Raw genomic sequence first — 15804 nt, 5'->3', positions numbered from 1 at the left:
GTTTGCTTCAAGGAAGCCGTTTGGCACATCCGCAGCTGCGGCCCGTTTGCGTAAGTCGATGAAGGTGCGTCTGCTTTTGCGAGATGGGCGGCCTCTCAGCCCAGACCCGCATTATACCGAACCGGTATTCCTGCACCTTGACGGCACCCATTGCCTGGGCCTGCCATGCCTCGTGCAAGCTGCCCGCTCATCCACACCAATCAGCGCAGTACCGGCGAGTAATGCTGGATGCGGCAGGGTCCACGGTCCTTGCACTCGCCATCCAGATAGCGGTAGCGCACCGTCACCGTTGTGCCGGGCTTGGGCCATTGGCGACGCGGCAGCTCGCTCTGGTAATCGACAGTCTCCGGCCTGAAGCTCAGCGCCGTACCGGCCTGCGGGCACTCGGCCTGCGCCTGGGCCTGGCTTTCTATGACCCGGGTCTGCAGCTGGTGGCGGTCGGTTTGCTTGTCACGCACCTCGACCTGAAGGTCGCAGATCTCCCAGTTTCCAGCCAAGACCGGGGCGCTGGCGGCAAACAGCAAGGCGGCAATCGCCAGGCAGTTTTTGCTTTTATTCATAGACATGGTCAAAGAACTGGCGCTCCAGTTTCACGGCACGTTGGAAATAGCGGGTGGCTTCGGCTTTTTGCTGCGCATCCAGCGCGGGACCGATACGGTCCAGCTCACTGCGCAACCAGCCCACAAAGCCACGGAAGAAGTCATTGGCATGCAGCACTATCCATTCCGAATGCTCGAAGCGTTCCGGCATGGGCAGCTGTTTCTTGGCCTCCTGATCGGCCCAGTCCAGATAGATGCCTTCGGCCACCGTCAGCACCGCCATGCAATTGGCATAGTTCAGGCTCTGGGCCGCTTCGTGCATGAGCTGCTGAAAGGCCTGGGTAGGCGCCGTCAGCGCCGGCGCCAGGCGCTCTTGCTGCGGCACGCCCAGCATATCGAAGCTGCGCAGGAAATACGTGTTCTCATCGCTGGTGATCATGGCCGCGAACTGCGACAGGGTCACACGCGGTGCGAACACATCGGCACTGGCAATCGCCGCCCCCAGCAGGGCCACGAAGCGGTTGATGAACTGATAGTCCTGCACCAGATATTTGCGCAGCACCGCATCGCTCAGGCTGCCGTCAAAGATCTCGTGCACAAAGCGGTGCTGCACGCAGGCATCCCAGTCGGCAATGCAGGACTGGCGCAGCTGTTCGGCAAAGCCTTGGGAAGGGTTCCGCTCACTCACAGAGATCTCCTTGGATTCAATTCATTATCGATTCAATAGCTGCAAGCGCTTGAAGGACAAGCGCTTGCAGCCGATTTCATTCAGATTTCAGTGTGTCAGCCCAGCCGGGTTGACGCCGCGCTGCGGGATGCCGCCAGCGTTGTCGAACCGCATGTCCGCCGTCCACACCGCGTCGTCCCAGTTCCAGGGACTGCTGGCCTGCTCCAGGCTCAGCACATGCACGCCGCTCATGTCCTTGACGCGCTCCTTGAGCCACTCGGCCTGGTCGCTGCGCACAAACACCAGGCAGGCGATTTCCCAGTCGGGCCGGGTGATGGCCAGGCCATGCAGCTGGGCCAGCAACGGCGCATACCATTTTTCGACACGTTCGTTGAGGCGGTTGACCAGCGCCAGCGGATAGCCCGAGGCAGATACCTCGACCACATAGACCTGCTTGCGTGCGGGGCGCAGCGCCACAAAAGCCGGGCATTGCCAGCCATCCGCCAGCTCGTATTTGGGGGCTACAAAGGTTTCGCCATTGGCCGTGAGCAGTTGCATCACGGCTTCTTCATGTCGGTCCATCCGGTATATCTCCTGCACGCAGGCTCAAAGTGCGTGCCAGCTCACACCTTAGCGCAGCTCAGACCTCGCCAAAGCAAATGCCAATATCGCGAGCCATGGTCAGCAAGGGGCTGTCCAACGGCACGGTGCGCTGGGTATTGGCCACCTTGGCAATTTCCACGCTGCCGATGCGCCCGTTTTGCAGCGTGACCATATGACCGAACTTTCCGTTCAGCACCAGTTGCGCCGCATGGTGGCCGAACTGGGTGGCCAGCACACGGTCGAAGGGCGTGGGGTCGCCGCCGCGCTGCACATGGCCCAGCACCGTGGCGCGCACCTCGCTCCTGAGGTGCGGCTGCAGGCGTTCGCGCAGCACATGAGCGACACCACCCAGACGCACGGGGTCGGGGCTGTGCTCTATGCGCTCGCGTACCGTCAGGCTCTGGCCGCTTTCCTTGGCACCTTCGCCGATGCAGATGATGGTGTAGCGCTGACGCTCTTCGCGCGCCTTGCAGAAGTCGACGATGGCCTGCAGGTCGTAATCGATCTCGGGCAGCAAGATGATGTCGGCTGCACCTGCGATGCCGGACTCCAGCGCCAGCCAGCCCGCGTGGCGGCCCATGGCTTCCACGATCATCACGCGGTGGTGGCTCATGGCCGTGCTCTCGATGCGGCGCAGGCTCTCGGTCACCGTGGTCACGGCGGTATCGAAACCGAAGCTGCGCTCGCAGTTGGCGATGTCGTTGTCAATGGTCTTGGGCACGCCCACGCATTGCAGCCCCACCTGGGCCAGGCCATGGGCCAGGCTCATCGTGCCATCGCCGCCGATGGCGACCACCACATCCAGGCTCAGGTCCTTGACGTTGCGGGCCACCTGCTCCAGCGTGGCAGCATCGCGCAGCGGGTTGGCGCTGTTGCTGGTGCCGAGTATGGTGCCACCGATATGCAGAATGCCGCTGACCTCATCCCAGCTCAGCGGCTTGACGCGTGGTTTCTCGTCCATCAGGCCCTCAAAGCCATCGGCGATACCCAGCACCTCGCACTGGCCATGGTTGATCAGGGATTTGGTGACCGCACGGATCACCGCATTGAGGCCTGGGCAATCTCCGCCACCGGTCAACACACCAACGCGCATGAAGGAACTCTCCAAAAACAGGAACAGCCTCTATCATCCCACGGCGCCAGTCGCTCAAACAGCTGGCGCCACAGAGGAAATACCAGCCGCGCGGATTTTGCCCGTCTCGGCATCGAGCACCCAGCGCTTGTCATGAAAACGCGCCACGCTGTCGCGGTGAGCCACGGAGACCAGCGCCCCGCCCCGCTCTCCCACCAGTTGCACCAGGCGCGCGTAGACCTCGGCCTCGGCCTGGCCGTCCAGCGCGCTGCTGGCTTCGTCGGTAAACACCCAGGCCGGACGCTTGAGCAGCACGCGCGCAATCGCCAGGCGCTGGCGCTCGCCGCCAGAGAGCAGCGCATTCCAGGCCGCCTGCCGGTCCAACTGCCCCACCAGCCGCGGCAGTTGCGCATCGACCAGCGCCTGCTCCAGCGCCGTATCGGCATAACGCGAAGCCGGCTCGGGATAGGCCAGCGCATCGCGCAGGCTGCCGTCGGGGAAATAGGGACGCTGGGGAATGAACATGGCATCCGCAGGTCGCTGCACGCGCCCCTTGGCAAACGGCCAGATGCCCGCAAAAACGCGCAGCAGAGTCGATTTGCCGCTGCCCGAAGGGCCGCTGATCAGCAATCTGTCGCCGGGCTGCACGCTCAGGTCGCTGGCCCGCATGATGCGCTCGCCATTGGGCAGATCCACCTCCAGGGCTTCGGCATGCAGTTGTGCACCGGTCTGCACGCGGACCGTTTCGGCTGCGGTCTCCTCGCCGTGCAGGCTGGCATCAAAACCACCCAGGCGATTGGTGGTGGCGCGCCAGGCGGCGATGTCGGCGTAGTTGTTGACGATCCAGCTCAGCGAGTCCTGCACCTGATTGAAGGCCGAGGCGATCTGCATGAGCTGTCCCAGCTGGATGGCACCGCTGAAAAAGCGCGGCGCCGCGATGATGAAGGGAAACACCACCGCCGCCTGGCCGAAGAAGTTGGTGAACCAGATCAGGTTCTTTTGTTTGCGGATCAGCTGCAGATAGTTGGCCAGCGCATCCGTGAAGCGCAGCGACAGCTGGCCCCCCTCCACACGCTCGCCGCCATCGAGTGCAATGGCTTCGGAATGCTCGCGCACGCGGATCATGTGGTGGCGGAAATTGGCCTCCAGCTGTTGCTGGCGATTATTGAGCCAGACCTGCGGCTTGCCGATCCAGAAGGTGATGGCGCTGCCCACCAGGCAGTACAGCACGGCCATCCAGACCATGAAGCCGGGGATATGCAGCTCGCCCCCATCCAGGACACCCGGCAGCTGCGGCAGGCTCACATCCATGGCCGCGCTCAGGCCCCACAGAATGCCGACAAAGCTCACGAAGGTGACGCAGGCGTTGAGCAACCCCATGCTCAGCGACACCGTGTAGGTAGTGAAGAGATTCAGGTCTTCCTGGATGCGCTGGTCGGGATTGTCCGGCGCGCCGGAACGTTTGCCGGAGCCTTCTCCATAGCGCCCCAGTTCCAGCCGGTAAAACGCCTGATGCGCCAGCCAGCGCCCCAGCATGTGCTGGGTGAGCCAGCGCCGCCAGTTCAGCTGCAGCAGTTGGGTCAGGTAGAACTTGTAGACCGCAATGACGATATAGGCCAGCGCCAGCCAGAGAAAGCGCCACAGCTGCTGCCAGAAAACGTCGGCCTGCTTGTTCTGCAGCGCGTCGTAGAACACGCGGTTCCACTCGTTGATCTGCACCAGCATGAACACGGCCGCCAGATTGAGCGCCACGATGGCGGCCAGCAGGCCCCAGGCCTTGGCTTTTTCCTCGGAAACGAAGTACGGCCGGCTCAGGTCAAATGCCTGCTTGAAGACATGGAGGCGGCTGTGCCCGGGGGCAGCCGCCGCTGATGCGTTGGTGGTCATGCGGCCTCTTCTGGTGAGAATCAGGCCACCAACTTACCTCTGCCGACTGAGGCCAGGCTTAAAAACTCGCGCGGCCCAGCCAATAGTTTTCTGAAAAGCCTGGCCGAAAATCCGCCTGCATGCTTCGCCTCTTTCGCCGGGAGCACCAGGCAAAAGCAAGTCACGGCGTCCGACAACAAGACAGCCCTGCCGGCTTTCGCAGGACAGGGCTGTCGAAGTGATCAGCGGCCTTATGCGGATAAGAGCCGTATCTCAGTCTCAATGATGGGCAGCCAAGGCGCAAACGTTTGCCTCCTGGCTTTAGCAGGCTGGACCGGTGATAGCCACCTGAGCGGCACAGACTCATTCGTACTCATGCTCGCTCAACAAGCTGTCGCAGTACTGCTTGGGGCAGGACGCTCAGTCACCATCGCTGCATTCAAACCATGCGTCTTCGGATCAAGCAGCCACTGCTGCTGGTGGTACTTGCGCACGCTGTCCCGATGCGCGACGGAAATCACCGCACCGCCATTGCGTTGCGCCATCTGGGTCAGCGCCTCATATACCCGTGCCTCCGAAGCGTTATCCAGCGCACTGGAAGCCTCATCCGCAAACACCCAGGCCGGTTGCTTGAGCAAGACACGGGCAACCGCCAAGCGCTGTCTCTCTCCTCCCGACAGCAGGCTTTGCCATGCTTCGAAGTCATCCAGCCGTGATTGCAGTGCCGACAGCCCCGCCTGCATCAAGGCTTGCGCAAACTGCGTATCTGAATAGTTTTCTGCATGAGATGGATAGGCCAGGGCATCCCGCAGACGCCCCTCGGGGAAATAAGGCTGCTGCGGAATAAACATCACTTTGTCCGGAAGACTGACATGCCCCTTGGCAAAGGGCCAGATGCCTGAAAAAGCCCTGAGCAAGGTGGATTTGCCGCAGCCGGAAGGCCCGCCAATCAGCACATTGCAGCCTTTTTCAATACGTATGGCAATGTTCTGCAGCAGTAGCTGGCCTGACGGCAGGCGCAGCTCAAGTCCTTCGACAGCCAGATGCGAATCCACGCTGTCATGATGCAGCGCTGAGGGCTCTACAGCCCTATCCAGAGCGGACTCAAGTTCAGCCAGACGCTGTGCCGATGCTCGCCACTCGGCCAGGCCGCTGAAATTGTTGATGAACCAGGAAAGCGAGGTCTGCACCATGCCAAAAGCCATGCTGACCTCCACCAGGGTTCCCATGCTGATATGACCGCCGAAATAGCGTTCCGCCAATACCAGATAAGGGAAGAGCATGGAGAGATTGCTGAAGAAATTGGTGAACCAGCTCAGCCTCGTCTGTCGCTTGACCAACGCATACTTGCTTTGCAGCAAGGCTTCCAGCTTCTGGTCCAGCTGAAAATGCTCGATCTCCTGCGCACGATCGAGAGCAATGGCTTCTGCGTTATCACGAACGCGGGCCATGTGATAGCGAAAATGTGCTTCACGCTTTTGCAACTCAAAGTTCATCTGTTTGAGCGCACGGCCCAGCCAGTAGGTGATCAGCGTTCCCGCGCCGCAGTACAGCAAGGCCACCCACAGCATGAAGCCCGGAATATTCACAGCCTCTCCGGCAATCATCAGATCTGCACCATCGTCTATGCCTGCCAGGACCGCACCGAAAACCACCAGTGTCGCCAATGACACCATCAATCCGGTCACAAGACTGCAGGTACTGCTCACGAATCGCTGAACATCTTCATGGATTCGCTGATCCGGGTTATCCGGCATCTGCGAGCCAGGCATATTGCGCATCAACTCCAGCTGATAAAAAGCTCTGTGCTCGAACCAGCGAGCCAGCAGTCGTTTGGTAAACCAGCGCCGCCAGCGAATCTCCAGCACCTCCGCCAGATAGAACGCCATCACCACCACCACAATCAGCACCAGCAAGAGCCAGCAAAAATCTGGCAGCAATGCATAGAACTGTTCCCGATTCTTGCTCTGCAAGGCATTGGTCTTTGCTCCCATCCAGGCGACCAGCTTGGTCTGCCACCAGCCGCCAAAGACAGACAGCACCAACACAAAAGCGATCAGCGCCAGCGCAGACGCTCTTTGGGGAGATTCCCAGAAATACGGCCTGATCAGGCTCCAGGTTTGCGCCCACATGGACGATGGCGATGACGATCTGGACATTTTTCACTTCTCCCTTGACTTGGCCTTTGTTGGAGAAGAATGGCTGGCTTCCTACAAAAAGTAACTCCCTGAAATTGGGTATTTGAGAAGGATGGGCACAAAAAAAGAGGCCCTCAGGCCTCTTGTGTGAACCGCGCAGCTACACCTGTGCTCAAGGCAGCAGATCCAGCGCTTGCAAATAAGCCGGCTGGCGCATCAGCTCATCCCAGACCTGGGGTTCGGTGTCGGGCAACAGGGAAACACGGCGCGATTCGCTATCCTCGTCAGGCACCCAGCGGCCGTCGCGCAGCGCGGCATCCATGCCATCGAGCAGCTGGTCCACATGCTCGCCAAAGCCCAGGCTCTGGTTGCACAGCAGCACCATATCGCAACCCGCCTGCAGCGCCGACAGGGCCGCTTCGGTGTAGCTGATGAGCTCGCCATTGATGCGGCGCGCGCCTTCCATGCTGAGGTCGTCGCTGAAGATGGCTCCGTCATAGCGCAGACGGCTGCGCAGAATGTCCTTGAGCCACTTTTCGCTGAAACCTGCGGGACGCTGGTCCACCTTGGGATAGATCACATGGGCAGGCATCACCGCCGTGAGCACGCTACTCAGCCAGGGATACGGCGCAGCATCTTCATCGAGGATGGCCGACAGGCTGCGCTTGTCCACGGGGATATCGACATGCGAATCTGCCTTCACAAAACCATGGCCGGGGAAATGCTTGCCGCAGTTGCCCATGCCCGCCTGCAGCAGGCCGTGCATCAGGCTCTTGGCCAGGGCAGCCACCACGCGCGGGTCGCGACCAAAGCTGCGGTCGCCGATGACCGAGGATTCGCCATAGTCGAGGTCCAGCACCGGCGTGAAGCTGAAGTCCACGCCGCAGGCGCGTAACTCCGTGCCCAGCACATAGCCAGCGGCTGTGGCCGCATTCATGGCACGCATGGCGCCGCTGCCTTCGCGGTATTTTTTACCTTTGCCGTCGTCCATCCACATCTCGCCAAAGGCGCGCATGGGCGGAATATGCGTGAAGCCGTCGGTACGGAAACGCTGCACGCGGCCGCCTTCGTGGTCCACGCAGATCAGCAGATCGGGCTTGACGGCCTTGATGTCAGCGCACAGCTGCACCAGCGTGGCCCGGTCTTCCCAGTTGCGCTTGAACAGGATGATGCCGCCCACCAGCGGATGGGCCAGGCGTTCTCGATCCACATCGGTCAGCGATGTGCCTGCAATATCAATGATGAGAGGGGCGTGCATGCTCATGAGGTTTGATTCAGATTTGATAGCTACTCGCGCTTATCCATCAAGCGCTACAGACCAATTTCACTCTTTTCGTTCCACGACGCAGAAGCTGGCTGCGTAATCGGATTCGTCCGTGACGGACAAATGCGCCGTCAGATTGTTCTGCTCGAACCATTGCTTGAGTTCGCCGTGCAGGCGAATCGCAGGCTGGCCGCTGGGCAGCTTGATGACTTCGCAATGGCGCCAGGTCATGGGCATGCGCATGCCCATGCCGACCGCCTTGCTGAACGCTTCCTTGGCGGAAAAACGCGTGGCCAGATAGCGGATGCCGCGCTCGGGCCAGCGGGCGCTGCGGGCCTTCCAGGTGGCGATTTCACCCTCGGCCAGCACCTTGAGCGCAAAGCGTTCGCCATGCTTTTCCAGGCTGACGCGAATGCGGCGCACATCGCAGATATCGGTGCCTATGCCGTAGATCATGCGGGACTCCTTTCAGCCAAATCGGGCTCTAGCGCTTGGCAGTCAAGCGCAAGCAGCTATGTTTTCAGGATTACTTGGCCGCCATGCCCGCATCAATGCAGGCCTGATAGGCCTTGACGGTCTCGGCATAGCCCAGCTCCAGCGCATCGGCGATCAGGGCGTGACCAATGGAGACTTCGGCCAGGCCGGGCACACGGGCCACAAAGGCCGCGAGGTTGTCGCGGTTCAGGTCGTGGCCGGCGTTGATGCCCAGACCCGCATCCAGCGCGGCTTGCGCAGCCTTGGCATAGGTCTGCAGCTGTTGCTCCTGGCCGGCCCGGCCCCAGTTGGCGGCAAAAGGCTCGGTGTAGAGCTCCACGCGGTCGGCCCCCACAGCCTTGGCTGCGGCCATCTGCTCGGAGATGGGGTCCATGAACAGGCTCACGCGCACGCCCAGGGCCTTGCATTCGTCGATCAGCGGCTTGAGGCGCTCGGCATCCTGCGGAAAGGTCCAGCCATGGTCGCTGGTGAACTGGTCTTCGCTGTCGGGCACAAACGTGGCCTGGTGAGGGCGCGTCTGGCGGATGAAGTCCATCAGGTTCTGCGTGGGGTTGCCCTCGATATTGAACTCGGCATCGGGCCAGTTCTTCATCAGTGCATGCAGCTCGAACACATCCTGAGCGCGGATATGGCGTTCATCGGGACGCGGATGAATGGTGATGCCCTGCGCGCCTGCTTCCAGGCAGATCTGCGCTGCACGGGTCACGGACGGAATGCCCAGATGACGGGTATTGCGCAGCAGCGCCACCTTGTTGACATTGACCGAAAGCGCGGTGCGCGGGGAAGCGGAAGGTTTCATAGCGATTGCAGATCCATCATCAGCTGGCGGGTGCGCAGCATGGTTGAGCCGCAATGGTATTGCAGAAGATGGCGCAATTGCGGCTTCAATGCCTGGGCCACCTCGGGCTCGGCCAGGGCATGGAGGGTGCGGGGAAAAGGCTGCTCGGCCTGCAGCGCCCGCTCTATGCTTTGCCACTGTCGGCCCGTCAATGCCGCACGCTCGTGGCTGGACGCCTGGCGCAGCCCGCCATCGGCTACCAGCGTGTAGCGCAAAGAAGTTTGAACCTCGCTGAGCGTGGTGCTTTCCTGGGCCAGATCGGGTAGATGGCCGAGTTCACGCAGCAGCACCAGCTCGAAGGCGCGCAGCACGGGCTCGATGGCCTCGGTCGTGCCGCCATGCTGACCTGCCAGCACGCGCACCACACCGGCATAGATATCGAACAGCGCCGCATAAGGGTCGTCGCGCGCCAGCAAGCGCAGCAGCAGCTCGTTCAGATACATGCCCGACCACAACGCATCGCCCTGGGGCATGACATGGCCGCCCACCCATTCCGCGCCCTTGAGCGTGTGGATCTCGGCGTTGCCTTCGGCCCCCAGCGTGTAATTGAGCTTGAGCGGCTGCAGCGGCAGCAGCACGGGACGAAAGTTGGAGGTATGGCGCTTGACCCCCTTGGCCGCCAGAGCCACACGCCCGCGGTGGCGCGTGAACACCTCCAGAATCAGGCTGGATTCGCTCCAGTCGTACTGGTGGAGGATATATGCGGGTTCGTCGCTGACGCGTTTGGCGCTAGCCATGAGGCACTCCAGCTTTGGCAGCGGCGCATGGCTGCGCCCGAAACCCCAACGGAACCGAGAGGAAGGCGGTTTTGCCGCCGGGCCGCCCCAAGGCAAAGCACGGCGCAAGCCAGGTCAGTCCCCCCCGGGGGGCAGCGACCACACGCAGTGAGGAAGCGTGGGGGCACCTTTTCTTGCCGGGCCGCCCCAAGGCAAAACCCGGCCTAAGCCGGGTCAGGGCCCCCTCGGGGGGCAGCAAGCACACGCAGTGAGCGAGCGTGGGGGTCACTTATTCGTAGCCGAAGGATTTGACCCGGGCTTCGTCGTCGGCCCAGCCCGACTTGACCTTGACCCAGATCTCCAGGAAGACCTTGGCGTCCAGAATCTTTTCCAGCTCCTGGCGGGCTTCGGTGGAAATGCGCTTGAGGCGCTCGCCGCCCTGGCCGATCACCATGGCCTTGTGACCATCGCGCTCGACCACGATGGTCGCGGCAATGCGCATGAAGCGGCCGAACTTGGGGCTGGGTTCTTCCTCGAACTTGTCGATGACCACCGTGGAGGTGTAAGGCAGCTCGTCGCCCGTGAAGCGGAACAGCTTTTCGCGCACGGTTTCGGCCGCGAGGAACTTCTCGCTGCGGTCGGTCAGCTCGTCCTGGCCATAGAACCAGGGCTGCTGGGGCAGATACTTGGAGCAGATGCCGAACATGCGCTCGATATCCTTTTTGTTCTTGGCCGACATGGGCACGAACTCGGCAAAAGGATGGCGCTCCTGCATGTCGCGCAACCAGGGCGCGATCTCGGCGCGGCGGCCCACGGTATCGAGCTTGTTGGCGATCAGCAGCGTGGGGATGCCGGGCTTGAACAGGCTCAGCACCTTGGCGTCGGCCAGGGTGAAGCTGCCCGCTTCGACCACGAACAGGATCAGGTCCACGTCGCCGATCGCGCCCATCACGGTCTTGTTCAGCGACTTGTTCAGGGCCGTGGAATGCTTGGTCTGGAAACCGGGCGTGTCCACGAAGACGAACTGGGTTTCATCCTTGGTACGGATGCCCGTGATGCGGTGGCGCGTGGTCTGGGCCTTGCGCGAGGTGATGGAGATCTTCTGGCCCACCAGTGCATTCATCAGCGTGGACTTGCCCACATTGGGCTTGCCCACGATGGCGATCAGGCCGCAGCGCTGCTCTTCTGGCGCGTAGACGCGGGCAGGCTCGGCCTCCTCTTCGTCACGGATGGCCGTAGGCGCGCTGCCGGGCTTGGCTGCCGCCAGCATGGCACTGATGTAGTCCAGGCTGGGGTCGCTGATATCGGTAGTCACAGCCTTGGGGCCTTTTTGGCCCTTGGCGGTTGCTGCACCTGCGGTGCCTGCTATTTTTTTCTTAGCAGCATCGGTCATGGTTTTCTGGCTTTCAATATTTCCAGCACGGCAGTAGCGGCTGCCTGCTCGCCCATGCGGCGGGAGGCTCCCTGCCCCTGGGCGCTGATATTCCATTCAGCCACCGTGCACTGAACCTTGAAGGTCTGCTTGTGCGCGGCGCCGGTAATTTCCACCACATCGTATTGCGGCAGCTTCATGCGCTTGCCTTGCAACAATTCCTGCAGTGCGGTTTTTGGGTCTTTGTCCGCAGCACGCATATGGGGGTTGATGTCCACGCCCTCGAAGAGGTGGTGTACGACTTTCTCACCCGCAGCAAAGCCTGCGTCCAGATAGACGGCGCCAATCAGCGCTTCCACGGCATCCGCGAGGATGGAGGGACGCTGCTTGCCGCCGGACTTGGATTCCCCCTCGCCCAGGCGCAGCAGCTCGGGCAGCTGCAGCTGCAATGCAATCTTGTGCAGCGTGCCTTCCTTGACGAGGTTGGCCCGAACGCGCGAGAGATCGCCTTCGGGCATGGAGGCCAGCTTGGCATAGAGCAAGCTGGAGATGGCCAGACTCAGCACCGAATCGCCCAGGAACTCCAGGCGTTCGTTGTTGTCGGCCGAAAAACTGCGGTGCGTGATGGCACGCTGCAGCAAAGTCGGGTTGGCGAATTGGTGTTGCAGCCTTTGCTGCAGTGCGACTAGAGCAGGTTCCACCTGAAAGGTCTATTTCTTGAAACGGTAAACAAGGTAGGCCGGACCTACCAGATGAATGTCGCGGGAATACTCAAAGCCCGCAACGACTTTGTCATTGACTTTGCTCACCTGCAGGTCGTTGCCAGTGATGGACTTGATGTCGTCAATGGCGGCCGATCGGTCAAAGCTGGCCTTGACTTCGGCGACGGTGTTGCCCTCAGCGGCGGCCTTGTTGGCAGCCTTGGTGATGGCCTGGTACTCCAGCAGGACAGGCACCGATTGTGCGCCAATCCCCACCACAGCGACCAGAATGGCCACCAGAAACACCAGACCGATAAAGGACAGGCCGCGCTGGCGGCTACGCGATGCGAGATGCTTCATGCTTTTTCCCTCCCTAGGCGGACATGTCCCTGCCCGCGCATTCCTGAAAACTGACGAAACGAATGCTATTGGGACTTACGCAACCAAGACAGTGCTTGCCTGAGCCTGATTTGCGTAAGTCGTGGCCGTGAATTATTGGAAACGGCCGATGCGGCTCAGGTCACCAAAGTTCATCCAGACAAAGAAGGCCTTGCCCACGATGTTCTTGTCGGGCACAAAGCCCCAGTAGCGCGAGTCCAGCGAGTTGTCGCGGTTGTCGCCCATCATGAAGTAGTAGCCCTCGGGAACCTTGCAGGTCACGCCTTCGACGCTGTAGCGGCAGTTTTCCTTGAACTCGAAGTTGCTGGCGCCCTGGATGAAGGCCGGCACATCGTTGTTGACGATGGTGCGGTGCGGCACATCGCCCAGTGTTTCCTCGAACTGCTTGAAGTAGCGCATCACGTCGCGATCCAGAAAGTCTGGCAGCTCGCGTGTGGGCAGCTCCTTGCCGTTGATGGTCAGGCGCTTGTTGATGTAGGCCACCTCGTCACCGGGTACACCGACCACACGCTTGATGTAGTCCAGCGTGGGCTGGGGCGGGTAGCGGAACACCATCACATCGCCACGCTGAGGCTTGTTGCCTTCGGTGATCTTCTTGTTGATCACGGGCAGACGGATGCCGTAGGTGAACTTGTTCACGAGGATCAGGTCGCCCACCATCAACGTCGGGATCATGGAGCCCGAGGGAATCTTGAAGGGCTCGAACAGAAACGAGCGCAGCACGAACACGATGGCGATCACCGGGAACAGACCCGCGGTCCAGTCCAGCCACCAGGGCTGCATGAGGATGCGGCCCTTGGCCTCTTCCGAGACTTCGATATCCGTCTTGGCGATGCCCATGCGATCGAGCTCGGCACGGCGCTCCACGGCGGCCTGCTCCACCGCTGCTGCCGCAGCGCGGCGCTGGGGCAGGAAGTAAAAGCGCTCTGCCAGCCAGTAGATGCCGGTCACCACGGTCGCCAGAAACAGCAGCAGGGCAAAGTTGCCTTCGATGGAGCCGGTGTACCAGGCTGCGATATAGCCGACAAAGGCCGCCAGGATGACGGCTGTGATCCACTGCATGACTTGCATTATTCCTCCACTTGCAGAATCGCCAGGAAGGCTTCCTGCGGCACTTCCACCGAGCCGATCTGCTTCATGCGCTTCTTGCCGGCCTTCTGTTTCTCAAGCAGCTTGCGCTTGCGGCTGACGTCGCCGCCATAGCACTTGGCCAGCACGTTCTTGCGCATGGCCTTGACGGTTTCACGTGCAATGATGTTGGCACCGATGGCGGCCTGAATGGCCACATCGAACATCTGACGGCTGATGATCTCGCGCATCTTGGCCACCACGGCACGGCCGCGATAGGTGGCTTGCGAGCGGTGCACGATGATGGACAGCGCATCGACCTTGTCGCCGTTGAGCAGAATGTCCACCTTGACCACGTCGGAGGCACGGTACTCGAGGAACTCGTAGTCCATGGAGGCATATCCGCGCGAGACCGACTTGAGCTTGTCGAAGAAGTCCAGCACGATTTCGCCCAGCGGCATCTCATAGGTCAGCATGACCTGTCGGCCGTGATAAGCCATGTTCTTCTGGATACCGCGCTTCTGGTTGGCCAGCGTCATCACCGGACCCACATAGTCTTGCGGCATGTACAGATGCACGGTGACGATGGGCTCGCGGATTTCCTCCATGCGGCCCTGATCGGGCATCTTGGAAGGGTTCTCCACCTGGATGACTTCGCCATCGGCCTTGACCACTTCGTAGACCACGCTGGGAGCGGTGGTGATCAGGTCCTGGTCGAATTCGCGCTCCAGGCGCTCCTGCACGATCTCCATGTGCAGCAGGCCCAGGAAGCCGCAACGGAAGCCAAAGCCCAGCGCCTGCGAGACTTCGGGCTCGAACTGCAGGGCGGCGTCATTGAGCTGCAGTTTTTCCAGCGCATCACGCAGCTGGTCGTATTCGGAGGCTTCGGTCGGGTACAGGCCCGCAAACACCTGAGGCTTGACTTCCTTGAAGCCAGGCAGCGGCTCGCTGGCAGGGCCCTGATTATTGGGCAGCTTTTTTTCCAGCGTGATGGTGTCGCCCACCTTGGCGGCCTTGAGCTCCTTGATGCCGGCAATGATGTAGCCCACCTCACCGGCCTTGAGCGAATCGCGCGCTTCGTTGGCAGGGGTGAACACACCGACGCTGTTGGCTTCATAGGCGGCATTGGTCGCCATCATCTTGAAGCGTTCGTTCTTCTTGAGTTCGCCATCGACCACGCGCACCAGCATCACGACACCCACATAAGGGTCGAACCAGCTGTCCACGATCATGGCGCGCAGAGGACCGTCGGGGTTGCCCTTGGGAGCAGGCACCTTGGCCACGATCGCTTCCAGGATCTCGTCAATGCCCATGCCGGTCTTGGCCGAGCAGGGGATGGCGTCGCTGGCGTCGATGCCGATCACGTCCTCGATCTCGGCCTTGGCATTGTCGGGATCGGCCTGGGGCAGGTCCATCTTGTTGAGCACGGCAAACACTTCCACGCCCAGATCCAGCGCGGTGTAGCAGTTGGCCACGGTCTGGGCTTCCACGCCCTGGGAGGCATCGACCACCAGCAAGCCGCCTTCGCAGGCCGACAGCGAGCGTGAGACTTCATAGGAAAAGTCCACGTGGCCTGGGGTGTCGATCAGGTTTAGGTTGTAGACCTTGCCGTCCTGAGCCTTGTATTGCAAGGCCGCAGTCTGGGCCTTGATGGTGATGCCGCGCTCTTTCTCGATGTCCATCGAGTCAAGCACTTGCGCCTCCATGTCACGCGCAGCAAGGCCGCCGCAGCGCTGGATCAGACGGTCCGCCAGCGTGGACTTGCCATGGTCAATGTGCGCAATGATGGAAAAATTACGGATGTGGTTCATCAACGAGAAAGACAGCTTGGAATTGAAAAACAGTGGTCTGCAGAGACAAGAAAAAAGGGCGCGACCCTCAGCGGCGCGCCCTTAACCAACAATCTTTGGCAACTGCGATAGTTGGGACTTCATTGTAGGCAAAACTGGCCTCAAACAAAGACCCAGCAAGGCTTGACAAGTTCCGGTTTGTGATTTTCGACTTCATTTATCAACAACTTATTCACAAACCAGAAGATGCCTTTTACCCATCAGCGGCCGGGGATT

General features: G+C 61.0%; 15 protein-coding genes. All 15 read right to left on the bottom strand.

The features are described 5' to 3' along the window. Nucleotides 1–200 precede the first annotated feature (200 nt). The 15 genes from QMY55_RS05450 to lepA all read right to left on the bottom strand — a co-directional run bounded on the left by QMY55_RS05450 (nucleotide 201) and on the right by lepA (nucleotide 15549). Nucleotides 201–560, bottom strand: coding sequence for a hypothetical protein (locus QMY55_RS05450; protein ID WP_283487661.1), 360 nt, complete (start codon nucleotides 558–560; stop codon nucleotides 201–203). Then, a complete protein-coding gene (locus tag QMY55_RS05445; RefSeq protein WP_283487660.1) occupies nucleotides 553–1227 on the bottom strand; it encodes a TenA family protein in 675 nt (224 codons plus the stop codon). Before QMY55_RS05445 ends, QMY55_RS05450 begins: the two co-directional genes overlap by 8 nt. Before the next feature lie 87 nt (nucleotides 1228–1314). After that, nucleotides 1315–1788: a hypothetical protein gene (locus QMY55_RS05440; RefSeq protein WP_283487659.1), complete on the bottom strand. Its 474-nt coding sequence runs from the start codon at nucleotides 1786–1788 to the stop codon at nucleotides 1315–1317. Nucleotides 1789–1846: 58 nt separating this feature from the next. Continuing rightward, nucleotides 1847–2902 (bottom strand): 6-phosphofructokinase, encoded by a 1056-nt coding sequence (locus QMY55_RS05435; protein ID WP_283487658.1) that lies wholly within the window; start codon nucleotides 2900–2902, stop codon nucleotides 1847–1849. A gap of 54 nt (nucleotides 2903–2956) precedes the next feature. Continuing rightward, complete coding sequence (locus QMY55_RS05430; protein WP_283487657.1) at nucleotides 2957–4768, bottom strand: ABC transporter ATP-binding protein/permease; 1812 nt, start codon at nucleotides 4766–4768, stop codon at nucleotides 2957–2959. 362 nt (nucleotides 4769–5130) lie between these two features. After that, nucleotides 5131–6906: an ABC transporter ATP-binding protein/permease gene (locus QMY55_RS05425; protein WP_283487656.1), complete on the bottom strand. Its 1776-nt coding sequence runs from the start codon at nucleotides 6904–6906 to the stop codon at nucleotides 5131–5133. A gap of 151 nt (nucleotides 6907–7057) precedes the next feature. Further along, nucleotides 7058–8149, bottom strand: coding sequence for a beta-N-acetylhexosaminidase (nagZ, locus tag QMY55_RS05420; RefSeq protein WP_283487655.1), 1092 nt, complete (start codon nucleotides 8147–8149; stop codon nucleotides 7058–7060). 60 nt (nucleotides 8150–8209) lie between these two features. Continuing rightward, a complete protein-coding gene (gene acpS, locus QMY55_RS05415; RefSeq protein ID WP_283487654.1) occupies nucleotides 8210–8605 on the bottom strand; it encodes a holo-ACP synthase in 396 nt (131 codons plus the stop codon). Between the two features lie 70 nt (nucleotides 8606–8675). Further along, nucleotides 8676–9443 carry a pyridoxine 5'-phosphate synthase gene (locus tag QMY55_RS05410; RefSeq protein WP_283487653.1) on the bottom strand — a complete coding sequence of 256 codons (768 nt, stop codon included), beginning with the start codon at nucleotides 9441–9443 and terminating at the stop codon, nucleotides 8676–8678. Further along, the gene (gene recO, locus QMY55_RS05405; RefSeq protein ID WP_283487652.1) at nucleotides 9440–10219 is read right to left on the bottom strand and encodes a DNA repair protein RecO; all 780 of its coding nucleotides are present in this window, start codon (nucleotides 10217–10219) and stop codon (nucleotides 9440–9442) included. The genes QMY55_RS05410 and recO overlap by 4 nt, the downstream gene beginning before the upstream one ends. 268 nt (nucleotides 10220–10487) lie before the next feature. Then, nucleotides 10488–11591 (bottom strand): GTPase Era, encoded by a 1104-nt coding sequence (gene era, locus QMY55_RS05400; RefSeq protein WP_283487651.1) that lies wholly within the window; start codon nucleotides 11589–11591, stop codon nucleotides 10488–10490. Further along, nucleotides 11588–12271, bottom strand: a complete 684-nt coding sequence (gene rnc / locus QMY55_RS05395; protein WP_283487650.1) for a ribonuclease III — start codon at nucleotides 12269–12271, stop codon at nucleotides 11588–11590. Before rnc ends, era begins: the two co-directional genes overlap by 4 nt. 9 nt (nucleotides 12272–12280) lie before the next feature. Continuing rightward, complete coding sequence (locus tag QMY55_RS05390; RefSeq protein ID WP_283487649.1) at nucleotides 12281–12631, bottom strand: DUF4845 domain-containing protein; 351 nt, start codon at nucleotides 12629–12631, stop codon at nucleotides 12281–12283. A gap of 132 nt (nucleotides 12632–12763) precedes the next feature. Continuing rightward, the gene (lepB, locus tag QMY55_RS05385; RefSeq protein ID WP_283487648.1) at nucleotides 12764–13741 is read right to left on the bottom strand and encodes a signal peptidase I; all 978 of its coding nucleotides are present in this window, start codon (nucleotides 13739–13741) and stop codon (nucleotides 12764–12766) included. Continuing rightward, nucleotides 13741–15549 carry a translation elongation factor 4 gene (lepA, locus tag QMY55_RS05380; protein ID WP_283487647.1) on the bottom strand — a complete coding sequence of 603 codons (1809 nt, stop codon included), beginning with the start codon at nucleotides 15547–15549 and terminating at the stop codon, nucleotides 13741–13743. Before lepA ends, lepB begins: the two co-directional genes overlap by 1 nt. Nucleotides 15550–15804: the final 255 nt, after the last annotated feature.

Origin of the sequence: Comamonas resistens, assembly GCF_030064165.1 — a bacterium.
GTDB classification, from domain to species: Bacteria; Pseudomonadota; Gammaproteobacteria; order Burkholderiales; family Burkholderiaceae_C; genus Comamonas; species Comamonas resistens.
This window is presented reverse-complemented; position numbering and strand designations above follow the sequence as displayed.